The following is a 24,104-nucleotide window of genomic DNA, read 5'->3' as shown; positions in this document are numbered from 1 at the left end:
AATGGATCTCACTATCATTTCGACGTTCCGCTGCAATTCCAAGTGCCAGATGTGCTATATCTGGCAGAACCCAACAGATCCGCGGGAAGAGATATCACTCGAGACACTGTCGAAACTGCCACCTGGCTTCGACAACCTCAATGTGTCGGGTGGTGAGCCAACACTTCGCAAAGATCTCGCCGAGATCGCGGATCTGCTTTATCCGAAAGCGCGTGTCCTCGAGATTTCGTCGAATGGCCTGCATCCCGAACGCCTGGTTCCGATCATCAAGAAGTATCCGAACATCAAGGTTCGGTTCTCGATCGAAGGTGACCAAGTAACGAGCGATACGATCCGGGGCGAGAAGGGCGGCTATGCCACGAAGGTCGCCGGGCTCCGGATGCTGAAGGAGGCGGGCGGCACGGATCTTGGCTTTGCGATGGTGATCCAGGACGAGAATGTAGACCAGCTGGTCGATGTCTACGAATTCGCCCGCAAGGAAGGCTACGAACTCGCAACCTCGACGCTGCATAACGCCTGGCAGTTCTACAAGAACGACAACTATTTTTATGATCGGCGCAGTGTCGCGCGCAAGGTCGAGGGGCTCGTCGAGGCGCTGTTGAAAAGCAACAAGCCGAAGAACTGGTTCCGCGCCTATCTGAATCTCGGTTTGATCGAGAAGATTCTCGGTCACGACAGGCTCATTCCCTGCAGCGCCGGTAAGGACTTCGCGTTTATTGACCCGTGGTCGGATGTTTGGGCATGCAACGTCCGGTCCGATCTTCCGATGGGAAATCTTGCAAAGCAGTCATGGGATGAGATTGCCAACAGCGATACCGCCCGGAAGACGCTCGGCAAGGTCGCCGGATGCGCACAGAATTGCTGGATGGTGACCACCGCACGGACCGCGATGCGGTCCCGGATCGTACCGCAACTGCCAAAGCAGGAGCCATTGATGTGGGTCCTCAAAAACAAAGCCAAGGTGTCGATGGGCAAGAAAATCTGCTTCGACAGCTATATCGACTATTCGGATGCCCGGCCGTCGCCGCATGTCGAGCGACCGTCATTTCTGGACAAGACCGTCAAGGCCAAGCTGGTCAAAGGGCGCGTAACGACCGACCAACATTACCCACTGAAGTCATTCATCAACAACTAAGAGCGGGGGAGTGGCGCCATGAGTAAGGGAGAGGTCTACACGTTCGGGTTTCGTGGCTTCCCGGAGGTTCAGGGCGGGATTGAGAACCATGTCGAGAACCTTACGCCGAGGCTTGCAAAGTTAGGGCAGAGGGTAACTGCCTGCGTGCGATCGCCATATGTGGACGCGCAGGAAGGCGATGCGTGGCGCGGAGTGACGATCCTTCGCCTCTGGACTGTGCGCAGTGTGTATCTCGAAACGCTGCTGCATTCGCTGATCTGTGCGCTCGTCGCCGGGATTAAGCGACCGAGCGTCGTGCATATTCACGGGATCGGTCCGGCGATCGTGACGCCGTTGCTGAGATTATTCGGCTTGCGCGTCGTCGTGACGCATCATGGCGAGGACTACAATCGAGAGAAATGGGGGTGGGCTGCGCGGACGATTCTGCGGACCGGCGAGGCATTCGGAATGCGATACGCGCATAAGCGGATAGCCGTCAGTCGCAGCATCGGTCAGCTTATCGAGGAAAAGTATGAAAAGACGTGCGACGTCATACCAAACGGGGTCGTATTCTCCGAGCTTCCGCTGAACACAGACAAGATCAACGCGTTGGGTCTCGAAGCGGGACGGTATGTATTGACGGTTGGGCGGCTGGTCCCCGAGAAACGGCAGATCGATCTCTTGCGAGCATTCGAAGGATTGAAATCGGATGGATGGAAGCTCGTCATCGTTGGGCGGATCGATCACAAGAACGAATACGCAGATCGGCTTGTGATCGAGGCGCAAGGCCGGGACAACGTTGTCATGGCCGGATACCAAAGCGGCGAGACGTTGCGTCAGCTCTATGCGCATGCTGGACTTTTCGTATTGCCGTCGTCGCATGAAGGATTACCAATCGTCCTACTCGAAGCCTTGAGTTATGGGCTTCCGGTGTTGGTTAGTGACATTCCGTCAAACTGCGAAGTTGTGACGGACCCAGCCAATATCTTTCCGGTCGGAGATTGCGAAGAACTTAGATCGAAGATGGCTGCTCTCACTGCGGTCCGGATGGGAGCGGTCGAGCGCGAGACGATTCGACATGAGAGTACGCGCCGTTATGACTGGAATGATATCGCCTCGAAGACGCTCGAAATTTATGATGCCGTGATGGGGGCGTCCCACCCGGACAGGTCGTCAACGCGTCCGCAGAAGGACAAGGATGACCTCATCGTCAGACCTCCAATTGGACGCCGGCAGAAGCGACGACCATCGATGGTGGTGCCGGAGGTTGCGGTGATGAGGGCAAAGGGTGAGGAAGCGATCAACGATATGAGTGGCCGTCGATGAGCGAATTTGCGATCGAAAGCCGTTCCACTGTTGCGGTACCGAAATCGTCCTACTTCCCGACGTTCTGCATCGGCTTGTTGATCATCAATATCTGCGCATTTCTCTATCACTTTCTGGGAGCACAAGTCTTCAATGCCGTGGGAAACGCCGTCAGCCTCGCGATCATCGGATATTCAATTCAGATCATTATGCAGTCGCAGCGGGAGGACAGCGCGGCGAAGGGATATCTGCTCGTCGCACTGGTGACGACGACGTTAAGTGTCATCTACAATCTGCAGGTTGCGTCGATGACGGATGCTCTCAAGTATCTCTCAATCTATGTGTTCTATGCCGCGGGACGCGCGACCGGCGGCAAAATGAAACCAATCGAGTTGCGCTGCGTTGTTGCGCTCGGCATTGTGCCGATACTTTTCTTGCTGACCAAAGGGAGCAGCAAGGTTTACGAGAATGAGAGCTTTGCGAGTGAAGTCTTCTCGTATTTTCCGAACGCGAATACCGGTGTTCTGTATTTTTCGGCGCTTCTGTTTGCGGTAACGCAGCTCTACGGCAACCGGGTCATTCTGTTTCAGTTCATCAATGCTATCATCATGAACAAGCTGGGGGCAGCCGTCGCGACAGCAGTGGCGTCCTGCTTGTGGATTGTAATGCCGATTCGGAGAAGTTCTATCGTTTCTCTTATTGCCGTTGGCATAGGCGGCGCTATCGCGCTGTCGGTTGGCGCCCTCGACCGCGGAATTGCGACGTACGACAACTTGATGCTGGTATTCAGCATGGATCCGAGCGCGATTGCGTCAATGTCCTACAAGCAGCTTGTCACCATGACGGGGTCGACAGATCTTTCAGCATTCTTTCGTCTGATACACTGGACGGATATCTGGAATGTGTATTCGAGCCAGGGGACCAGCGTTTTTCTTCTTGGTTACGGATCGGGGCAAACGGCGCTCGTTACCTATGCTGCGCTCGTTGCCCATAACGACTATCTGCGCATTCTGGCAGAGTACGGTTTGATCAATCTCGCCGTCTTCGTTCCATTTCTGATCCACGTTTACCGATCACTTCCGGTTGGAGCGACGCGAGTTCTTTTGGTAGTCCTCTGTATCTACTTTTTCTCGGAGAACCTCCTCGATAATTTTACTTCGATGGCGCTGTACTTTGCCTATGCCGGCCGGGCGTCGGTGATGCATGGAAGCCGTTCCGACGCGCAGGCGAACGCAAGGAAAAGGGCGCGATACGTCAGTCGGGAGACCGACGAGAAAGAATTTGTCTAGTTGGCCGGAGATGTCGACCGTGAAGATTGTAACGGCCGAGTCTGGCGGTCCGTATGTGAGGCTGAGCGCTGCGTGTGGGGTGGATGATGAGTGAGACGCCGAATGTCGTGGTTGTGGGCGGTGCTGGGTACATAGGGTCGCATTGCTGCAAGGGTCTTGCAGAAGCCGGTTATCGTCCAATTTGCTATGACAATCTGTCGACGGGACATCGATCATCGGTCAAGTGGGGCCCGTTGATCGAAGGCGATATTCACGATCAGCGATACCTGGCGGAGACGATTGAGAAATATCGCGCCGTGGCGGTGTTTCACTTCGCCGCCTCGAGCCTCGTCGGCGAATCCGTCAGTGATCCGGAAAAATACTACAGAAATAATGTTGAAGGCACGGTGAGTCTGTTGCGTGCCATGCGCGATGCGTCGTGCAAGACATTGGTGTTCTCGAGCAGCGGCGCTGTCTATGGATGCGTTGATAAGGATTTGATTGAAGAGAGTGAAGTCCTGCAGCCGATCAATCCATATGGGAGAACCAAGCGGATCGTCGAGGATATGTTGGCGGACTTCGGTGAGGCTTATGGCCTGGCGACAATCTGCCTGCGATACTTTAACGCGAGTGGCGCGGATATTGGCGGGGAGATTGGCGAAAACCATTCCCCCGAGACACATCTAATCCCACGCGCCATTCTGGCGACGCAGGGCAAGCTGGAGGATTTTGCGATTTTCGGAGATGACTACGCGACTCCCGATGGCACGGCCATACGTGACTATATTCACGTGACGGATCTGGCGCAGGCCCATGTCCTTGCCTTGAAGCATCTTCGCGCGGGTGGGGCCGGCGGATGCTTCAATCTGGGAACGGGAAGGGGATACTCCGTCAAGGAAATCATCGGCCAAATTCGGCGTGAGACGAATAGGGAGACGCCATTTGTCATCAAGCCTCGGCGGAGTGGTGATCCGCCGGTACTGGTTGCAAATCCGGGGCGCGCCAAGGAAGTGCTGGGCTTCCAGCCCAGGTATTCGGACCTTTCGACCATCGTCGGTTCTGCATGGAAGTGGCATCAGCGAGCGACCTGAGAGAGACGCGGTATGCGATGCGCTCTCACGCAGTCATAGGCTGTCGATTTTCCGCTATTACTCAGCCATCGAAATTGCACCGGATTGAAAACTGGTGGCGCTGGCGTGCGAACATGCTAGAGGGAGGTGGTACGTAGACCCTGGATGCCGGTTCGTGCGCACGCTGACTGGCAGTCTGTTTAGCCTGAGATAGCCGGCGCCAATGACCATTGTTGAAGCAGAAGCTGCCGCCTCGCAGATCGCAGCAGGCCTGCTCGATCGGATCATAGATGATGCCAAGGTTAACCTGAGCATTGCCGATGCGCCCTATCTCTGCTTGTTGCCGGAATTCGCGAGAAATCCGATCGCTGCGGCACATGATAGGCTCAGGGAAATTGTAGAAGCGTTATTGCAATTTGAGACGGTCTGCGAAGATGCATGGGAGTTTCAGAGAATCGCGAGCGGACTGACGCAGGTAGAGGAGGCCAGCCGTCCGTATCAGCATCTGAGATTCGTGCATTTCCATTTGGAGTATCTGTGCACCTCGTTCGACGAGGCGGTTATGCATTTTGGGGTCTGTTATAACGCTGGGCTCGAATTGCTATCTGCTGATGAAGAGCCGATCGATGTTGGGTCGTGGGCGGCGGGTATCCGCTCCAATTTGCAGGCGGCGCATGGTGAGACGTTGCTAAATGTGGGGCCGTGGTACACGGCTTCACCGAAATCAGCCGAGTTTCCGTTTCTCAATACGCTACGGATCGCAAGTCGGTGGCCAGATGAGTGGCCGTCTTTCGCGGAATTCTATGCTGAAGCCGATAAGGCGCTGACTCGTGAAATCAAGCGCTGCTGCGAGGAGATGCGAGCGAGATCCACGAGCATTGTTCTTGCCCATGGACCGGCTGTTCTTGAATTAGTTGGTCGACACAACACGACCGTAAAAAATTTCCAGTCGCAAAATGACGCTTCGTGAGGAGTGAGAAAAGGCTCCTCGGGGGCTCGCGTCTGGAGCGGCGCCCCCCTAAGATTGATGCTGTCAGGTGTGCTGCTGCGACTGCGCTAACGTCTGTGAGAGAGTGGTGAGGGAGTCGGCCGCGTTCGCCAGGGGGCTGGTCCCATAGTCGGAATTGACAGCACTTGTTGCGGAATATTGATTGATAAGGTCGACGGCACGTGATGCCTGAGCCAGACTTGCCTGCGACGCGGATGTTATCGGCTGCTTGGCCACCAAGCTCACATTGTCATAAAGTGCGCCCAAGCCGTCGCCGCCTTGGCCTGCAACCTCACGAATGGTCAGACGGTCGGACCCACCTGTCCCGGTCACCGTAAAATTATAGGTCTGCCAGCTATTTCCGGGTGGTACGCGCGCGACTACGGTGTCGTTCCAGAGAATTTCCATGGAGCAGGTTGCCCCCGTAAAGCCAGGCCGACTGCGCGCGTCGAGTGAGAGGTCGTAACTCTGGCCTTGGATAGTCAACACGTTCTGGTGGAGCCCGTCATCGGCGCCGAGATAGTCCAGCTCTCCAAAGTTCACGCCATTGGTCGCTTTTACGCCGTTCAAATTGTTCCAAAGTTCGATCGTGCCACCGCTAACGGCCGACCATCCCGGAATCGTACTGAATCCGGCAAACCAACTGGATTTCACGGCTGATGCCTCGAACGATCCGTTGATCAAAAGATTCTCACCCGTGACCGGGGGTGGAGAAGTCCCGCCTCCATCAACTCTGACGTTGAGCGGCGATGAGGCTGTACTTGAGTTGCCGGCGACATCGGTGGCCGTAGCGGAAAAAGTGTGAGTGGCCGTCGATAGTGGCCCCGTTACCAAACTCCATGATCCCTGCGAATCGGTCCTCACGGTGCCGATCTGGGCCGCCCCATCGAACACCTTGACGGCGCTGCCTGCCTCCGCTGTGCCGGTCAGCTTAATGACAGTCGCGTCGGTCTTGCCGTCTCCAACGACGCCGGTATCGGGAGAGAACGAGAGAAGCTTCGGTGCGGTGGGGGCAATCGTATCGACCTGAACAGTCAGGGTTGTCGATGAGGTGCTCGTACTTCCTGAAGCACTGATGGCCTTTGCAGCGAAGCTGTGCGACGCGTTCGTAAGCTGCGCCGTCGTAAACGTCCATGCACCGGACGCATCAGCCTTGGTCGTCCCGAGAAGCTTGGATCCGTCAAAGACGTTGACAGCGAGACCCGCCTGGGCGGTCCCCGTCAACTTCAAGACAGATGCGTTCGTAATGCCGTCGCCGACGATGCCGCTGTCGGCGCTGAAGAGCGTGATGGTAGGCTTTGGCACTTCCGTAACCGCTCCTTCAAGCGGTGGTGGCAAGTCTGCCTGAAATTGAGCTGTCGTTGAGGAATAGAACCCGAGCGTGGTCCACTGAGTCGACAGCTCGACCCAGTTGCTCATACCTGCCCCGGGATTATTGGTCATTCCGTTGGCGTAGCCGACCGAAGGGGTGCGCCACCAATCGGCGCCAACATTGGCGATCAGTTGCAGATTGGGATCGCTGACCTTCATATCCATCTGCACATAGACGGCATCAACCGCCCCTGCTGCATAGATACCGCGCGCGCTAGGCCAGAAATGGTCGTTATATCCGGCTGGCGGCGTCGCCATTGTCGCGCTCCCCGCTGCCTGGGATCCGATCTTCATGGCGATCGCCGAATTACCGCTGAAATCGGCGACGAAATGCGCGCCCGCAATCTGGTTATTGGCCTGATTTTGAACCAGAACCCACTCACCTGTGGCCTTCAGGTGCACATAAGTCTTAGCGTTGGCGACATCGATGGTCGCATTTGGATTCGAATACGCCGGGGCACCAGCCTTCTGATAGACTTGCCCCCATCCAGTTACCGACGTGAAGTCGGACGGCGGACCGCTATAGCCAACTGGCCTATACAAACCGTTGTACCATGCGTAGCTCGTCGGTACACCAACTGGTTTACCCTCACTATAACCGATCGTGTTCTGAGCTAAGATATCCGAAACAGAAATTGCCATCCTATGTCCCCGGTTGTCGCTGCTTGGTGGTGCGCCCGACTTCAAAAGAAATACCTGTGAAGAGCATCCATCCCGGCAAAGAAGATGGGATTTTGACTGTTTCGAGATTGCGCCCGTACGAAACATGCGGGCGACGCGAAACTGGAGTTTTGCCGAGTGTCCACCGAACTTGCATCTGCCCCGGATGCCGGCCGATGAGGATTGATGTGACGAAGGCTCTTGTCGTTTGAAATGATTCGTAGCTTATGCGTAGTAGTTGTGCAGTCGCCAATAAATCGTGCATTGACGAATCAATAGTAGTGTAGCGAACCGTGGCAACACATTTTGTTTTCAATGTGTTCGTGTTGCACCGCGTAAAGGGCTGCAGCAGCGATACACTGATCGAGTAGTAGCTAACTACATAATACATCTAGAGAAGCATCTGCTATTGAACGCGAACGTCAGTGTAATCGCGGCACTGTGTCGCGGCGCGCAGTTTCCAAGACGCTTTTCGAGATAGCTATTGCGGTTGGGTTTCGCGACTGAGGGAACAAGGTATCCTCGCGATGTCGCGCCGCTTCGTTTTCGCAGGCATGTAAGGCGGCCGCGTGGATAGTAAGGGAGGCGGTGGGTCGGTCCACAGGTCGTCGTTGCTGGTCGAGTAGAAGCGCAGCGTCGACCACTGCGTCGAAAGAGTGAGCCAGTTGCTCATTCCGGCTCCGGGATTGTTTCCGAAGCCGTCTTCGAATGCGGCTGTTGCGTTACGCCACCAATCAGCCCCCACGTTAGCGACGACGTTCAGTGCGGGATCAGCCGATCGCATATCCATTTGTACGTAGACCCCGTCAACGCTAGAGGCCGGATAGGTGCCGCGCGTGACGAGCCAGAAATGGTTGTTGTAGCCGGGCGGTGGCGCGCCAATCATCGCGGCGCCGCCTGGGCTTTGACGAATCTCCATCCGGATCGCCGCATTCTTGGAAAAGTCTGAGACGAAATGCGCACCGGCGAGCTGTATGCGCGCCTGACTTTGGACCAATACCCAACCATTCCGCCCTTTGAGGTGGACATAGGTGCGTGAATTGGCGACCTCAATGACCGGATCGAGTGTGGAATATTCGGCTGCGCCTATCGCGGGATAGATTTGCCCCCAGCCGGTCACAGCGGTGAAGTCCGGTGGAGGCGTACGGTTGTTAGGCGGCTTGTAAGATCCACCGCACCAGGCAAACGTCTTCGGGACGCCTGCAGGATACTGATCGCTGTAACCCGGAGTGTTTTGAACCGTTGCGTCTATTAGTGGTGTATCAATTGTGACCTCTCGCTCCAGTCTGAATCGCGGTATTCCAATTCGCCGTGGAGCCAGCTCCGCTGAATAGGCTGCCAGCCGATAAGGCTGCGCCAGAGCGGAGTGCGGTGTCGCGATCGTGAGGAGTTGCGTTGGATCAGATGCTGGAGGGGCGGAACCGTCAAAAGCGTTGGCGCTAATATTGAATGCAAGCAGAAGCACTCCAGCAGCCGCAGTCATCGATTCTCGCTGATATCCAGAAGAATGTTGAGCGCTATTCTGGCCTCGAAAAAATGCCGTCCATGGGTGAAACGGCTGGCGACAAGCAGGCATTGTCACACCAGCTGCTCTGACGCGCCCCGACGCCGCCGGCGCAGATAGTCTGCAATGAAAGGAGGGCAGAGGACGAGTGCGAAGAAACGTAGGCCGACTTTTGGTCCGGCGGATGTCAGATAACTGCGGAATTTCCAAAGTAAGGTGATAAATCGGTCCATCTTCCCGCCGCTTGATCGATAATCGGAGAGAACGGTCAAGCCTCGTTGTGCAAAACACCGACGGGCATTGAGCTGCAAAAGATGCTGTTGCTCGGGGTCTCCGACATGCTTCACGGCAAGGTCAGAAATCATTTCCTCCATATGCTGTCCGTCCAATAGCAGCTCCTCCGGACTCAATCGGGACGTCTCGGAGTTGCCGTGATAGGAGAAGGTCGCGCACGGCTCGTTCACCAGCCCAGCTTCGCCTAAAAATAGAAGTGGGGCCCAGGCTGCGATATCAGCCATATGAGGACACTCCAGAGGAAATCCTCCATTTGCCCGAACGTAATCGGTACGCAGCAGAACGCTGCACATGGTGACGGTAATGTTATTGTGCAGGAACTCATCCAATACGGCCGTTCCTGGCCAGATTCCCGTCGACAACTTCCGGCTCCCGCGAGCCGCGAACGTCTTGCCAACAGCTTCAGAATGCAAATTGCTCAGCGTAACGACTATCGGCAGGCCGGGTCGTTTACGGACAACGTCGATAGCTTTCTGAAGCATAAATGGCGACACACGGTCATCGTCGGAGAGAAAAACGACGTAATCACCCTTTGCATTGGCGAGACAAGCATTCCAATTCGGTAGTAGTCCAATATTGCTCTGCTGCTGGACAATACGAAGCCTCTCGTCTGAAAACTCGTTCAGTACCTCGCGCGTCGCGTCCGTTGATGCATTGTTAGAGACCAGAACTTCGAAATTATCGTAAGTCTGAGCGAGCGCCGATTTGATGCAATGGCGCAGATGCCTTGCGCGATTAAATGTCGGAATGGCGATTGTGACCATCGGCGACTGACGGCGCAGTGATCCTGCGTCCAAACGAGACGGGTCCGAATGAACGTTATCATCATTATCAAAACAGAGTTGATCCATAATCCGTCCATGTATGCTCAGTTTCAAAGCACAATGACAAATTTGTCATCAAGCGGCGCAGCTCATTCGGCCGCTTGTGCTGCCTTCAATGCAGCCTTGTACTCGCGAACCGATCGGATGCCGATTTCGTTCATTGCGAGCTCGCGCTCTTCAAGCTCGTACTGCTCTTGGCGCAGGCGGTTCAATTCCTTCATGATGATAATAGCGGATCCCGCAATCACGCCTCCAAATAACGCCAGCAGGACAAAGTGAAATCTCTGCGGAAAGATCGGCCGGAGAGGGCGGTCGGCGGCTTGGATTACACGCACGCTCGACAACTGGGTCTTCTTGGCGATGTCGAGATTGATCTTTTCCTCGATAACTCGTGCGCCGTAGTGATCGGCGGCCGTGGAGGCACGGACCAACGCGCGCTTGAGCTGGTCATACTGGGATTCCTTGGACGACAATGACGCGAGCTCGGCATTCACATGTTCGAGTTCGTCAGCAAGCAGGCTCTCGAGCTTCATGGATCCGTTCAGATCGGTGTTGACCTTGAAGAGAGTGGCGACGGCGTCCTGATACACTTTGATCAGCAACAATGGAGGGGTTTCCTCAAAGTTCTGAGGTGTCCCGGCGGCATTTGGCGTAACTGGATAATCACGCGCACCTAGGCTATTGACGATACCAGTGACCGTTTTCGATTGTTGAACCGGCTTCAGTATCAGGAGTTGATCAACGATGGACTGCTTTTGGCCCTTTCGATCTTGGATCTGCGCACGGGTCGTTGAGATTAACGTACTCAGCTCGTTTGCCCGCTTGAGGAGCAGTGCGCGTTGCTCCGCGACAGAGTATATCGCTGCTCCGACCGAAAAATTCTGGAGTTCGGTCGCCGACTTTTCAGCTTCCAACTGCAGCCGTCTCGTCTGATCTTCAAAGAAGATATCGGCGCCAGGTGTCTGGACGAGATCGGCCTGAACCGCGACGAGGGCATTTGCCAGTTCGGTTAAAAAGCGGGTGGCAACAGCAGCATCGGGATAGCGAAAGGAAATGCGCAGCAGGTCCGACCGCCCCTCCTGCTTGGCGGTAATCAAATCACGGAGCGAAGCGACCAGTGTGGCCTCTTTACTTGGCGCCTGATCGCTGGCCTCGTTCGTGTCAGCTGGCTTTGACCAACTGGCTAATGCATCGGCTACGCTCTTCGGCAGCAGCTGCGAAAGATCGATAGACCCGATCGTCTTGCTCATGGACGCCATTAGACTGTTGTCTCGGCCTTTGTTGAAGCGATCAAAGCCGGTGCTGGACGCTGCTTCCCGGACAACGTGGTCAGTCGTGACAAGTCGAGCGAGCGAATCGATTCGGATAGACAGGTCGGCGCCCTCGGCGAACGGATTCACGCTTGCGCCTGACGACCGGTCTTTGATGCCCTGCCCGACACGCAGCAGAGTGTAGGACTCATATCTTTCACCGATCGTTGCGTAGGCCATGAGGGTCAGGAGTGAGACGACAACGATAGAGCCGACGACAATGCCCTTTTGGCGCCAAATGCTTGGCAAGAGGACTCCGAGGAGCTGACCGTATCGTGTCATGTGCATTCTCCGAATTCAGGACGACGCGACGGCCTCTCCTGATTGGAGAAGACGCGGGTTCTGTCGCCGTGATCATGCGAGACGCGCATGGGTCAAAGTTGATGGGTGTCAAATTCGAAGGCCGATTTCCCCATGAATGCTCGCCACCTCCAAATACCGTCAAGAGGGGCGCTGGGCCGAGCTTTAACATCGAATTGGGAGGGGCGGGTTAGGAGCGCCACCTCCTTTGAACGCCAGCGTATTGAGAGTTGTCAAGTCTAAGAGCGCTGCCTGCGATTAGCTTAGCTGGTTCACACAGGTCGATGACGTGCCAATTGCAGACGGACGCTTTGCAGGATCTCGAGCTCATGGATGAGGGTTGGATTGGGTTTCGTGCCAACGCCGTGACACCGGCGAATCTGCCCACATGGCTAGATCTCGCCCGTACGATGGCTGCAATCGAGGTGGTTGCGTTCCACTCCTACCAATTGATGTTTCTGGAAAGGTCTCCGGATCCGGGAGATAGCTCTCCCGTGAGCTATCTCTACTCTCTTGTACAGATCCTCAGCGCGCATGGCATGGCCGCTGTCATCGTCTTCTTCGTTTTGAGTGGCTATCTCGTGGGCGGACCAGCGATCGTCAGAGCAAGATCGGGGCAGCTGAATGCGATTGAGTACTTCGCCGCCAGAGGTGCTCGCCTCTATGTGGTGTTGATGCCCGCACTTGTGACGTCCATCTGCGCATATGGTTTGGCGAGACATTTGCCGAACTGGCAGGAATTCGTTGCGACGCGCCATGATCTATACGATGCAGGAAGGCTGTTCTCTGCAAGCGCTGGGGTGACGACGGCTGTGTGCAATGTTGCATTTCTTCAGACGATCGCATGCTCGGAATACGCTGGAAATCTTGCATTGTGGAGCCTCTCCAACGAATTTTGGTACTATGTCCTGATCTTTGCTCTTGTCGTCGTTTGGTCTCGTCCCAGTTTTGCACTCTTGATCATCGGCATCCTTGCCTTGTTTTGGTATGCAGAAAGACATGACCCGGCGGGGACGCATATCGGAACCAAATTCATCTTTTACTTCTTGATATGGTGCCTGGGTGCCGCCGTTTACGCCATTAGGGCGCCTGCCGTGAGTTGGCTGTTCTTATTCTGCGTAGGTCTCGTTGGAGCCTGGCTGCTCTACCTGGAAGGCTGGGCGCCGAAATGGGCAGCAAGCCAGCTGGCGACCGGCTTGATTGTCGCCGGAAGCATCATGGGGTTGACCCTATCAGGTGCATCTATGCCAAGGCAGCTGCGTCCACTCGCAAACGGTGCGAAGTACAGTTTTTCGCTCTATGCAACACACTATCCAATTTTGGTGGTTCTGAACGTAATCTTCAGCAGTGGCCCGAGCGAGTTTACGTTGCTCTCTCTCGTTCGCTTCGTGTCCTTTATGCTGCTCTGTGGTGCGCTATCTGCTGCGTTCTATCGCCTGTTCGAAATACACACTTCATCGGTCAAGGTGTTGGTCGCGAAAGCTGTGAGAACGATAGCGACCGAGACAGGAACGGCATTCGCTTCTCGGAGAGTTATCGAAGAGCATGCGTCGACTACAAACTCAACGAGGAAAGGAGATCTACTTTTTCCCGAGACCCGGGCAGCTGGGGCCCGCGATAATTCCCGGTAATCTAGACACCGAACTGATAGCTCTCGGGATAACAGCCCGCTTGCCAAAGTATGGAAAGGCAGCAGGTCGAAATCGATGTGCTAAGGCTTGGTTGCCTCAACGTCGTCTCAATTTCGCAAGAGGATTTTGAATTGGTAACGAGATTACGAGGCTGCCAAAATAGGTTTCATACCCTGAGCTTAAAAATGCGTTCGAGTGAAAGGCCGATCTGCAACGCCACATCTCGGAATTTAGCTTCGGTTGGATTATTGGTCGGTGTTATCAGGCATTCCCAGCTGTCATCCACGCGAAACACAAATATATCCAGGTTGCTGGGCCACGGACCGATGAGTCGGGTCGCTTCAGCAGAGATCATGCGGATAATTTCAGTTGGTGTCGTCTCTGTCTTACCCATGCGTCTGGATCGGGTCTCGGTTTAGATTGTAGCAAATTGATTGCATGTTCTTGTTAAGGAGATGGGATTGACAAGATAAGCTGGATTCGATTCACGAAGGCCGATGGAAGCGAGATGCACGATCGACTTGCGCTGTTCACGGCTTTCATCGCGGTGCCTCGCGGCGTAAATAGTCGCTTGGATTAAGCGTCACGACGGATATGTGCGCTCGGTTTTTGAAGAAATTCCCCTTTAAGAGTAGGTTTTGCGAACAGTATCAGAATACAATTTATGGAAACTGTCACTAATTATTATCGGGAAGGAGTATTCTCGTGACCGATCCTTTCAGTGATCGACTGTTGTTCGCCGTAGAGATCGACGGACATCCGACATTAGCGTTCGATGCGAGTTCTGCTGAGGTTGCGAAAGGCATATGTCTTCTTGCTGAGTTTCGAGAGGATCTCGGTAGGATGACGTGCGACGGTCAGCGAATTTTCAGGCAGACATCGGTTCTCAGTGTGCGAGGCGCAAGCGCGTGCGAGGCTGCAACGTTTTATGCCGCTTTGAAAGATTTGGGGCCCACGGCCGAAATATCGTTTGTGTTCCTCAGCAAGGTCGACCGTATTACTCTTGCAGCCGATGAAGGCGCTCAGCCACTTCCGGACGCCTTGGTCACTATCCGCAGAACCCATCCCTCATTTCAAAACGAGGCCCCGATTTCCGTAGATGGTGACGCGTAACTCACTCTCAAGCCCGCTTGGCATCGTGCATATACAAACAATCGGTTCGCTTCTGCGTGGAAAGATTTCGATCTGGAACCTGGGCTGGGCATCATCCTGCTGGTTGTAGTCGTCGTTGCACCCGCGGTCGGATTACTGGCCGCCTACACGAAACTTCCGACTTAGATCGATCATCCTGTGCAGTATTCCTGCCGCGGGTGATTCCACGGATGAGCTACGGATGCCGAACGGGTGAAATCTCGGGTGAAGGATTGGAACGAGAGTTCGATTTTTACATGGTTAGAAGGCGTCGTGTGCATCGGCATTGTTGAAGGCAAGCAACTCGGTGCGCTGGCCGTGCAGACCATGAAGAAGATGACGTTGGAGCTCGGCGGCCATGCGCCGGTCGTGATCTTCGGTGATGTCGATCTGGAAGCTGCCGCGATATCCGCGGTGACGGCCAAGTTCCGCAATTCCGGGCAGCTGTGCACGTCGCCGACGCGCTTTTCGTGCATTCATCGATCCACGATCGTTTCGCCGCGAAACTCTCCGAACTCGCCGATGCGATAACCGTCCGCGACGGCTTTGCCTCAATGACGAAGATGGGTCCGCTCGCGCACGCGCGCCGCATCGAGAGCATGGAGCGCTTCGTCGATGACGCACACTCGCGCAACATCGCTGTGTCGGCCGGCGGTGAACGCTGTGGCACTCAGGGCTTCTTCTATCGCACGACCGTGCTGTTGCATGCGGACGACGACTGCATGGTCTCGAATGTCGAGCCGTTCGGCCCGCTCGCGGCAACCGCGCCGTTCCGGACCGCGGACGAAGCCATCCGCCTCGCTAACCGTTTGCCGTTCGGTCTCACCTCTTATGTGATGACCCACGACATGCGCAATGCGTCAGCGATCGCCGAGGAGATCCAGAGCGGCAATGTCGTCGTCAATCACTGGCAGGCATCGCTACCGGAGACGCCATTCGGTGGTTACAAGGATAGTGGTATCGGATCGGAAGGCGGCATTGATGGGCTGCAGGAATTCCAGACCATTAAGTATGTGAGCCAGTTTGTCGGATTTTGTCGGCGCAAGACTGAGACGCTAGGTCTGCTGTTGGCGCAAAGCGGCCGCTTCGGTCATCGATGCATAATTTGCTTGAGGAATGCACGGGTTCGATCTTGTTTCGGATCTGAAAAAAAGCCGGTCGGCGCGCCTTCCTCGATGATCCGGCCAGCGTCCATGAACACCACGCGGTCGGCGACCGTGCGGGCGAAGCCCATCTCGTGGGTGACGCAGACCATGGTCATCCCTTCGCGGGCGAGGCCGACCATGACGTCGAGCACCTCCTGGATCATTTCCGGATCAAGCGCCGAGGTAGGCTCGTCGAATAGCATGATCTGCGGCTTCATGCACAGCGCACGCGCGATGGCGACGCGCTGCTGCTGGCCGCCGGAGAGTTGGCTCGGATATTTATCGGCCTGTTCGGAGATCCGTACGCGCTCAAGAAAATAACGCGCGATCTCGTCGGCCTCCTGCCTCGTTGCGCCGCGGATCTTGCGTGGCGCGATAGTGAGGTTCTGCAGCACGGTCAGATGCGGAAACAGGTTGAACTGCTGGAATACCATGCCGACATCGCGGCGGACCACGTCGACATTGCGCGTCGAGTGATCGAGCTCGACGCCATTCACCATGATGCGGCCGTCGCGATGTTCTTCCAGCCGGTTAATGCACCGGATCATGGTCGACTTGCCGGACCCCGAAGGCCCGCAGATCACGACGCGCTCGCCACGCGCCACCGTGAAGTCGATGCCCTTGAGCACTTGAACGTCGCCATACCATTTGGTGACGCCGGACATCTGAATAATCGGCGCGGACGTCTCTGCAGGCGCTTGCAGCATGGTGCTCTCCGAAACGTTGCTCATGACGCCATCCAGCCGCCATCGACGAGGATGTTTTCGCCCGTCATGAAAGTTGCCTCGTCGGAGGCCAGAAACAGCGCTGCATTGGCGACGTCGTCGGGACGGCCCAGCCGCGGCATCGGCGTGCGACTGGTGGAGTAGTCCATCCAGCGCGGCTCCACGGCGCGGCCCGGTTTACCGGTGACGATCTTGCCGGGTGCGACTGCGTTGCAGATGATGTGATCCCTCGCGTAGTCCGCCGCGATCTGCCGCGTCATGTAGACGACTCCGGATTTGGAGGTGCCATAGGCGATGTCTTCCGGGCAGGCGATCATGCCGTGTTGCGAGGAAATGTTGACGAGGCGGCCGCGGGCCTCGTTGCGGATATCCTGCGTCAGCATCTGGTTGACGGCGGCGCGGGACATCAGGAATACGCCGGTGAGGTTGACCGCCAGCGTCCTGTCCCATTCGGCAAGGCTGGTGTCGGTCAGACGCTTGCCGGTGCCGATGGCGGCGTCATTGACGAGCACGTCGAGGCGGCCGTAGCGCGCAACGGTCTGTTGGACGGCGCGGACGGTGTCGTCCTCCGAGGCGACGTCGATCTGGATGAAATCGACCTCATAACCGTCCGCACGCAGCAGCTCCAATGTCGGAGTGCCGCCCTCGCGCACGTCCATGGTGAGATCCGCGAGCATGAGCTTCGCGTCCTCGGCAGCAAATCGACGGGCGATGGCGCGGCCGATGCCCGAGGAGGCGCCGGTGATCAAAACGGACTTTCCAGCCAGACGCTTGCTCATGCGGGTTCTCCTGCCTGCGACAACCAGCCGAGATAGTCGCGCGCCGCGTCTTCCAGATGAAATTGAGGCTTGAAGCCGGCATCCGCGGCCAGTCGCGCAATGCTCAGCGGCGCACGGTCCTTCGGCAGGCCGTAGATTACGTTGCCTTCCGCTTCGATCTCCGCCATCCGCCAGCGGAAGCCGGGCATGTGTGTCGCGATGATCTCGCACCATCGTGGCAGATCAGACAACACACCGCCGCTGACGTGATAGGTGCGGTGTTTCAGCGTGTCGGAGGCGCTCACCCTCGCGACGCCGAAGGCGGCGTCACGGGAATAGATCCAATCGCCGGCCATGTTGCGCGGGAGAATCGCTTCACGGCGGTCGAAGGCCATGCGGAGCACCTGATAATGCGGGCTGAGCGCATCGCGGACACTGGTCTGCAATTCCCATGGGCCAAAGACCGGCCCGAGCCTAATCACGCGCACATCGACTTTGTGAAGGTCGGCGATCCGCAGCGCCGCCTGTTCCGATGCGAGCTTTGTGATGCCATAGAGCGCGGCTGGCGCCGGTGGCGACAAATCCTCCTCGAACAGGCCCGATGCGGCCGGTTGCGAGAAGCCGTACACTGCGACCGAACTGAGCACGGTGACGCGCTTGATGGCGGGGCACAATGCTACGCGTTCGAGCAGATTGACGGTGCCGCCGATATTGACGTCGACGATCTGGCGCGCAGCGTCATGCTCCCGCTGCGCATTCGGCGTCATCGCGGCGGTGTGGATCACGCGGTCGATGCCGGCTGTGTTCAACGCGCGGTCGACGTCGTCGGCGTTTGTGACATCGCCGGTGACCAGCGTAGCGCCGGCGAGCTCGGGGCGCACCAGCATGTCGTGGCCGGGGGCTGAGAGGTCGAAAAGGATAACGGTCTCGCGGTCGGCGATCAGGCGTTCGGCGAGCGCAAGCCCGATGAAACCGCTGCCGCCAGTGATCAGTGTGGCCATATCAGCGGGCTTTCAGTGCTTGCCGCTCCAGCCGCGCCACCCAGCGCGCGAACGGATACAGGATGACGAAGAAGATCACGGCAGCAGCCATCAACGGCGTCGGGTTGTAGGTCTGCTCCTGGGCGACGCGGGCTGAGCGCAGCAGTTCAGGCAGCGCGACCAAGGCGGCAATTGGTGTCGCCTTGACGAGTTCCAGCGAATTGCTGGCGAGCGGCGCCAGCACGTTGCGGACCGCCTGCGGCAGCACGATGGAGAACACCACATGCAGCGGCTTGAAACCCAGCGCCCGGGCAGCCTCGGTCTGGCCGTGGGGCACGGACAGGATGCCGGCGCGAAAAATCTCGCCGAAGTAGCCGGAATTGTTGAGCACGATGGCCAGCACGGCCGCCGTGAAGCCGCCGAGCGTCAGGCCGAGAAACGGCATCCCGTAGAAGATCAGGATCAGCAGCACGACAACGGGGAACGACCTGAACAGATCGATATAGATCAGGAGACCGATATTCACCCAGCGGTTCTTGAAGCTGTACAGCACGGCGATGGCGAGGCCGGCGAGAATGCCGAGCGGCAGCGCCACCACCGCGAGCCAGACTGTATAGATCAGCCCCTGCAGGAGCAGCGGATAGACCCGCAACAGCGAATCCCAGTTGGCGAAATTGTCCAGGAAATCCTGCATGCGATCCGCTCAACGCCCCGTGCTGTAGCGATATTCGATCCACCGGCTGGCGATCACCAGCGGCAGGAAGAAGGTGAGGTAGAACGCCGCGGCCAGGGTCAGCGGCGAGGGATTGGCGACCAGCGCCATCACGCTCTGCGCTTGTCCGAGTGTTTCCGGGAGCGACACGGCGGTGCCGAGCGCGGTACCCTTGCTGATGGAGATGGCGCGGTTGGTCAGAAGCGGGATCGCGAGGCGAATGGCCTGCGGCAGGATGATCGTGATCAGCGTCCGTAGCCGGCTGAAGCCGAGTGCGCTCGCGGCATCCCATTGCCCGCGCGGCAGCGCCATGATCGCGGACCAGAAGATCTCGGTGGCGAAGGCCGACAGCACCATGCCGAGTGCGACCACCGTGGTCATGAAGGGCGACAAAGCAGGGCCCAGATAAGGCAAGCCGAAATAGATGAAAACGATCACGACCAGTTGCGGCAGCGTGCGCAGCACATCCACATAGGCCGTGATGGCAAAATTGACCGGGCGCAGGTTCGCACACCGCACCAGCGCGAGCAGCAGGCCGAACAGCGTGCCGCAGACAATGACGAGCAGCGAGACGATGACAGTCGTGCGGAAGCCCGCGAGCACCTGCGGGAAGGCAGTCGCGATGACCTGGGCGTTGAAGTAATATTCGACGATCCGATCCATCGGGTCTCCGCTCCAAGCAACTGGATCGGAGCGGTGCCGATCCAGTTCTGGCAGCTATCTTGTCACAGCAAGTGCCTTACTTGCACTTCGGAACGTGCGAGGTCGGCTCGAAACCCTTGAAGCCGGGAGGGCCGTAGCCGAAATACACGGTGTCGATGGCTGAGCCGGCATCGGGCGCCGCGCCATACCACTTCTCGTGAAGCTTGCGCAGACGGCCATCCAGCTTCATGCATTCGATGACGGTTTCGACCTTGTTGCGATATTCGGTGTCTTCCAGCCGGAACGCATAGGCGAAGTTGCGGCCGTTAAAGTCCTTGAAGCCGACCTTGATCGCCTTGTTCTGGCTGGCGGCATAGACAGTCGTCGGGATCTCATTTAGCGCTGTGAAGGCGCGGCGCGTCAGCACGGCCTGCACCGTGTCGGGGAATACATCGTAACGCTGCACTTCGAAGCCGTATTTCTCGGCATTGGCGGTGGCCCAGGTATCCGAGATGGTGCCGCGGTTGACGGCGACGGCCTTGCCCTTGAGATCCTCGAAGCCCTTCATCTCATCGGCCGCGCGGATGATGAAGCCGTTGCCGGTGGAAAACAGCGGCTCTGTGTAAAGCATGCGCTCGGAACGCTCAGCGGTAAGATTGAGCGGGTTGACCAGGAATTCCGCTCGCTTGGCGAACAGCGCCGCAAACAGACCGGAGAAATTGATGTCAACGATCTCGACCTTCGGGCGGCCGAGATCTTTGCCGATCTCGTTGATCAGATCCGCACCGAAACCCTCGGGGCCGTTGGGGCCGCGCACCATCCACGGCGCGACGCCGAAGTCGGACGCGACCACCATCGGCTTGTCGGACGGATGATCGGCTTCCTGCGCGGTGGCGGCGCCGGCGAATGCCGCAGTCGACAGCACCAGCGTGAACAGCCAATGCGTGGGTTTCAGTTTCATGGGGACGTCCTTTCGGGTGCAGATGCGGTGGAGATCAGGGCGTTGGTGGATGTGTGGCTTGCCAATGACGGGCGATGTCGCCGCGCCGGCAGACCCAGGTGTTGTCGTGCTTAGCGACGTGATCGAGGAAGCGCTGCAGGCCAGCGGCCCGGCCGGGATGGCCGATCAAGCGGGTGTGCAGTCCGACCGACATCATCTTCGGCGCGGTGGCGCCTTCCGCGTAGAGCATGTCGAAGGCGTCGCGCAGATAGACGAAGAAATCATCTGCCGTTGCCATCGCGCCGCGGCTGAACTTTGCGTCGTTGTTGGCAAGACCGTAAGGCACCACGAGATGCGGCTTGCCGAGCACACGTGTCCAGTACGGCAATTCGTCGTTATAGGCGTCGGAGTCGTAGAGGAAGCCGCCTTCCTCGACCACGAGGCGCCGCGTGTTCACGCTCGGCCCATAGCGGCAATACCAGCCGAGCGGACGCTCGCCGGTGGTGCGCGTGAGGCTCTCGACGGTCTTGCGAATGCGCTCGCGTTCGTCGGCCTCGGACAACAACGGATGTCGCTCCCAGCGCCAGCCATGGGCGCAGACGTCGTAGCCATATTCCTGAATGGCGGCGCAGGCCTCGTTGTTGCGTTCCAGCGCCAGCGCGCAGCCCATGACGGTGGCGATCATGCCGCGCTCAGACAGAAGGTGCAGCACGCGCCAGAAGCCTATGCGGCTGCCATATTCGAACATCGACTCGGCGGCGAGGTCGCGGCCCTCGAAGCCGCCGCCACCACCTTCGGTCAGGGCTGCTTCGGTGACGCCGTCGCCATCGGCGAACGACGGCTCGGAGCCTTCTTCGTAGTTGATGCAGAAGTTGAGTGCGATTCTTGCTGCGCCCGGCCATTGTGGATGCGGCGGGGTGCGGCCGTAGCCGACGAAGTCGCGGGTGAGGTGATCATCATGCGGCATCGTTGCGATCCCTATGCGCTCTGCGGCATCACGGCGCGAACGTCGCCAGCGATATCGACGAATACGTCGTCGTCCTGCCGACCGGTCATGCCCATGGCGACGGCGAATTCCATGGCCGCGCCGAGAACGGTCATGGGATGATGCCAGACATTGCGGGCGAAGGTGATGCTTTGACGCGCTCCGGCGATGAAGCACCGCAGGGTGGCCACGTCAGGCAGGCCATCCGGGCCGGCATCGCACACGATCGCCAAGTATTGGCTGCTGCCGAGCGGGATGAAGGTCTGGGCGGAGAACGGATGACGCTCCAGCGTCGTAATTGCCAGGGGCAGACTGCCGAGCCTGGCGGCGCTGCTAATCCAGAAGGAAAAGGTGGCGGCGTCCTCGGTGCGATCGTCCGATGTCGGAAGATAGCGCCGGCGCACGTCGATCGGTCGCTCGGCTACATCGCCAAAGGCGGCAAAGGCGGCTGGGGTCAGCGGTTCGGCCGCGACGGTATGGGAAGCAGTGTGGTTCGGCGTCATTCAGGCGGGACATCTGGTTGGTCGGTCTGCTGCGAAGCGGCCCGATATTCCACTGGTATACCAGTGAACTGCCCATGCTGATTTCAGTCAAGCTGCTAAGCCCGGGAACCTGCGTTAAATTTGGACGGAGTCCGACAAAATTGCGGGCAGCTGCAGAATTTTCGGACATGCCGCCCGCGGGGATGCTGCCTGATCTCGACCTAGCCGTGAGGCTCGGGCAGGAAGATCCCGAAGCGCTCGAGCAATCCCTGCCGCACATTAGTGAGATGCAGGATCATCGCCTGACGGGCTGCGGTGGCATCACGATCGATGATGGCATCGATAATCGCAAGATGCTCGCGGGTGGCGGGCAGCAGCCTGCCAGGGTGGCGCTCCACATTGCACATCCGGATCTTCTGCCGGATTTCTCCAATCAGTTTCTCGAGCGATCGATTGCCGCAATGCCGCGCGATCTGGTCATGAATTTCATCGTCGAGGGTCCAGTGAACCGTCCTGGACACTGTCGACGCAGCAATGATCTTCTCTAGCGTCGCCCTGATCGGTTCAAGGATATCCAGCGCGATGCGGGTCGCCGCAATGAACGTCGCTTCGCTCTCCAGAACCATGCGGAGATGGACCAATTCGAGCAATTCCGCCATTTCGATTGTGCGGACCACCACGGTGCCGTTGGACAATTGCTCAAGCCTGCCTTCGCCTAGCAACCGGCTGATGCCAGCCCGCAGCGGTGTCCGCGAGACTTTCAGCTGGATTGCAAGCCGGCGCTCTTCAATCACCTCGCCGGGCTGCAGCTGTCGCGACTCGATCAGGTTGTGCAGCTTCAAATAAGTTGCGTCTGTTATGCTGCCATTGGTCCGTGCCGGGCGTTTGCTAGTTGATTTCTTTGCTTTGTTGACAGAAGGCACGGACGTTGCTTTCGACGATTGGATAGAAATGCCGCCATATCGGTAGGCGTACGGTACGTTCTCGCCGCTGGCCAAGCCGAAGCTCTGGATGAGCCACCCATTCTCAATTGGTGTCATCTTTTATGCAAGACTTCGCGAAATTCAGCTGTCTTTGGCTCTCCACATGACCGCTTCTGGACGCTAAGCCGTCATTTAGGGTAAGTTTCTATTCGTTCGTCGCTCGTAGGGAGCGACGTGGAGGGACGGGGTGGCATCGGAGCCGACTCCATGCCTGTCTGGACAAAGGTCAAATTGTTGGCCAGAAACTGCCGCTCAAACCGAGCGAGGTTTGGGGGATAAGAACGAGATTGGAAGTTGCCTCCAACCTCCGAGAGCTTACCCTCTTTAATCTCGCAATCGACAGTAAGCTCCGCGCGTGCGATCTGACATGCATAAGAGTTCGAGACCTGATGATCTCCGGCTTATTGCGGAGTCGGGCAACGGTTATTCAAAAGAAAACGGGGCGCCCGGTCCATTTTGAGGTATCGGAGCAGACAAAGAGCAGTCTTGAGAAGTGGATTGCTTCACGGAAGTTGCTTTCGTCAGACTTCCTGTTCCCCAGCCGTAAGTTGGCTAAACCTCATCTGTCTACCCGACAATATGGGCGGATCGTTGATCGATGGGTAGTCAGCCTTGGACTGGATCGAAGACGCTATGGAACCCATTCGCTACGCCGAACGAAGGTGTCTCAGATCTACAAGAAAACCGGAAATCTTCGCGCGGTTCAACTGCTCCTAGGTCACACCAAGCTTGAGAGCACCGTACGTTACCTCGGAATTGAGATAGGTGACGCATTGGCCATGTCGGAGCACGTGGATCTCTAAGTTCTCACTGAGGCGCATCACCACGTGATGCGCCTTTGGGCGTTGAGCTGACAGAGCGATCTAGTAATCCGAAATAGCTATGGTTTACTCAAGAAGCTGCGACGTATTGGATTCCCGCCTACATGAGGAGTGACAGTGTATTTGACCGATGCCTCATACTCCGTCATTGCGAGTAGCTG

22 protein-coding genes and 1 pseudogene are annotated in these 24,104 nt (G+C 57.3%); 9 read left to right on the top strand and 14 right to left on the bottom strand.

What is annotated here, in order from left to right:
- Position 1: 1 nt before the first annotated feature.
- The 5 genes from AB8A33_RS18725 (at position 2) to AB8A33_RS18705 (ending at position 5,727) form a co-directional block, all read left to right on the top strand.
- Positions 2-1,135, top strand: a complete 1,134-nt coding sequence (locus tag AB8A33_RS18725) for a radical SAM protein (RefSeq protein WP_439094102.1) — start codon at positions 2-4, stop codon at positions 1,133-1,135.
- Between the two features lie 18 nt (positions 1,136-1,153).
- A complete protein-coding gene (locus AB8A33_RS18720) occupies positions 1,154-2,440 on the top strand; it encodes a glycosyltransferase family 4 protein (RefSeq protein ID WP_439094101.1) in 1,287 nt (428 codons plus the stop codon).
- A complete protein-coding gene (locus AB8A33_RS18715) occupies positions 2,437-3,708 on the top strand; it encodes an O-antigen ligase family protein (protein ID WP_439094100.1) in 1,272 nt (423 codons plus the stop codon). The genes AB8A33_RS18720 and AB8A33_RS18715 overlap by 4 nt, the downstream gene beginning before the upstream one ends.
- Positions 3,709-3,794: 86 nt before the next feature.
- Positions 3,795-4,778, top strand: a complete 984-nt coding sequence (galE, locus tag AB8A33_RS18710) for a UDP-glucose 4-epimerase GalE (protein WP_439094099.1) — start codon at positions 3,795-3,797, stop codon at positions 4,776-4,778.
- 202 nt (positions 4,779-4,980) lie between these two features.
- Positions 4,981-5,727 carry a hypothetical protein gene (locus tag AB8A33_RS18705; RefSeq protein WP_439094098.1) on the top strand — a complete coding sequence of 249 codons (747 nt, stop codon included), beginning with the start codon at positions 4,981-4,983 and terminating at the stop codon, positions 5,725-5,727.
- 63 nt (positions 5,728-5,790) lie between these two features.
- On the opposite strand, the gene AB8A33_RS18700 is transcribed toward AB8A33_RS18705, so the two are convergent.
- The 4 genes from AB8A33_RS18700 to AB8A33_RS18685 form a co-directional block, all read right to left on the bottom strand.
- Positions 5,791-7,758 carry an Ig-like domain-containing protein gene (locus tag AB8A33_RS18700; protein ID WP_439094097.1) on the bottom strand — a complete coding sequence of 656 codons (1,968 nt, stop codon included), beginning with the start codon at positions 7,756-7,758 and terminating at the stop codon, positions 5,791-5,793.
- A 499-nt stretch (positions 7,759-8,257) separates the two neighbouring features.
- Positions 8,258-9,259, bottom strand: coding sequence for a hypothetical protein (locus AB8A33_RS18695; RefSeq protein ID WP_439094096.1), 1,002 nt, complete (start codon positions 9,257-9,259; stop codon positions 8,258-8,260).
- Positions 9,260-9,354: 95 nt separating this feature from the next.
- Positions 9,355-10,425, bottom strand: a complete 1,071-nt coding sequence (locus AB8A33_RS18690; protein ID WP_439094095.1) for a glycosyltransferase family 2 protein — start codon at positions 10,423-10,425, stop codon at positions 9,355-9,357.
- 62 nt (positions 10,426-10,487) lie between these two features.
- A complete protein-coding gene (locus tag AB8A33_RS18685; protein ID WP_439094094.1) occupies positions 10,488-11,990 on the bottom strand; it encodes a hypothetical protein in 1,503 nt (500 codons plus the stop codon).
- A gap of 347 nt (positions 11,991-12,337) precedes the next feature.
- Between AB8A33_RS18685 and AB8A33_RS18680 the strand changes: the two genes are divergently transcribed.
- Positions 12,338-13,639 carry an acyltransferase family protein gene (locus AB8A33_RS18680; RefSeq protein WP_439094093.1) on the top strand — a complete coding sequence of 434 codons (1,302 nt, stop codon included), beginning with the start codon at positions 12,338-12,340 and terminating at the stop codon, positions 13,637-13,639.
- 166 nt (positions 13,640-13,805) lie between these two features.
- Here AB8A33_RS18680 and AB8A33_RS18675 read toward each other — a convergent pair whose 3' ends face one another.
- Positions 13,806-14,033, bottom strand: a complete 228-nt coding sequence (locus tag AB8A33_RS18675) for a hypothetical protein (protein ID WP_439094092.1) — start codon at positions 14,031-14,033, stop codon at positions 13,806-13,808.
- A gap of 311 nt (positions 14,034-14,344) precedes the next feature.
- On the opposite strand from AB8A33_RS18675, the gene AB8A33_RS18670 reads away from it, so the two are divergent.
- Together AB8A33_RS18670 and AB8A33_RS18665 are read left to right on the top strand one after the other, a co-directional pair.
- On the top strand, positions 14,345-14,752 hold the full coding sequence (locus AB8A33_RS18670) for a hypothetical protein (RefSeq protein ID WP_439094091.1): 408 nt from the start codon (positions 14,345-14,347) through the stop codon (positions 14,750-14,752).
- A 345-nt stretch (positions 14,753-15,097) separates the two neighbouring features.
- Positions 15,098-15,726: pseudogene (locus AB8A33_RS18665) on the top strand (aldehyde dehydrogenase family protein); the annotation flags it as partial.
- A 134-nt stretch (positions 15,727-15,860) separates the two neighbouring features.
- On the opposite strand, the gene AB8A33_RS18660 reads toward AB8A33_RS18665, so the two are convergent.
- The 9 genes from AB8A33_RS18660 to AB8A33_RS18620 all read right to left on the bottom strand — a co-directional run bounded on the left by AB8A33_RS18660 (position 15,861) and on the right by AB8A33_RS18620 (position 23,179).
- Entirely contained in the window at positions 15,861-16,646 is a 786-nt protein-coding gene (locus AB8A33_RS18660) for an amino acid ABC transporter ATP-binding protein (protein ID WP_439094090.1), read from the bottom strand.
- A complete protein-coding gene (locus AB8A33_RS18655) occupies positions 16,643-17,419 on the bottom strand; it encodes an SDR family NAD(P)-dependent oxidoreductase (protein WP_439094089.1) in 777 nt (258 codons plus the stop codon). The genes AB8A33_RS18660 and AB8A33_RS18655 overlap by 4 nt, the downstream gene beginning before the upstream one ends.
- Positions 17,416-18,399, bottom strand: a complete 984-nt coding sequence (locus tag AB8A33_RS18650; RefSeq protein WP_439094088.1) for an NAD-dependent epimerase/dehydratase family protein — start codon at positions 18,397-18,399, stop codon at positions 17,416-17,418. Before AB8A33_RS18650 ends, AB8A33_RS18655 begins: the two co-directional genes overlap by 4 nt.
- Position 18,400: 1 nt before the next feature.
- Positions 18,401-19,072, bottom strand: a complete 672-nt coding sequence (locus tag AB8A33_RS18645; RefSeq protein WP_439094087.1) for an amino acid ABC transporter permease — start codon at positions 19,070-19,072, stop codon at positions 18,401-18,403.
- A gap of 9 nt (positions 19,073-19,081) precedes the next feature.
- Positions 19,082-19,753 carry an amino acid ABC transporter permease gene (locus AB8A33_RS18640; protein WP_439094086.1) on the bottom strand — a complete coding sequence of 224 codons (672 nt, stop codon included), beginning with the start codon at positions 19,751-19,753 and terminating at the stop codon, positions 19,082-19,084.
- Positions 19,754-19,829: 76 nt separating this feature from the next.
- Positions 19,830-20,693, bottom strand: a complete 864-nt coding sequence (locus tag AB8A33_RS18635) for a substrate-binding periplasmic protein (RefSeq protein WP_439094085.1) — start codon at positions 20,691-20,693, stop codon at positions 19,830-19,832.
- Between the two features lie 34 nt (positions 20,694-20,727).
- Positions 20,728-21,639: an allantoinase PuuE gene (locus AB8A33_RS18630; RefSeq protein ID WP_439094084.1), complete on the bottom strand. Its 912-nt coding sequence runs from the start codon at positions 21,637-21,639 to the stop codon at positions 20,728-20,730.
- An 11-nt stretch (positions 21,640-21,650) separates the two neighbouring features.
- Entirely contained in the window at positions 21,651-22,160 is a 510-nt protein-coding gene (locus AB8A33_RS18625) for an ureidoglycolate lyase (RefSeq protein WP_439094083.1), read from the bottom strand.
- A gap of 200 nt (positions 22,161-22,360) precedes the next feature.
- The gene (locus tag AB8A33_RS18620; protein ID WP_439094082.1) at positions 22,361-23,179 is read right to left on the bottom strand and encodes a GntR family transcriptional regulator; all 819 of its coding nucleotides are present in this window, start codon (positions 23,177-23,179) and stop codon (positions 22,361-22,363) included.
- A gap of 158 nt (positions 23,180-23,337) precedes the next feature.
- Between AB8A33_RS18620 and AB8A33_RS18615 the strand changes: the two genes are divergently transcribed.
- The gene (locus tag AB8A33_RS18615) at positions 23,338-23,925 is read left to right on the top strand and encodes a tyrosine-type recombinase/integrase (protein WP_439095973.1); all 588 of its coding nucleotides are present in this window, start codon (positions 23,338-23,340) and stop codon (positions 23,923-23,925) included.
- Positions 23,926-24,104 lie beyond the last annotated feature (179 nt).

It is taken from the genome of Tardiphaga sp. 813_E8_N1_3 (genome assembly GCF_051811025.1).
Classification (GTDB): domain Bacteria; phylum Pseudomonadota; class Alphaproteobacteria; order Rhizobiales; family Xanthobacteraceae; genus Tardiphaga.
Note: the sequence above shows the minus strand (reverse complement) of the source record. Positions and strands in the feature narration are given on the sequence as shown.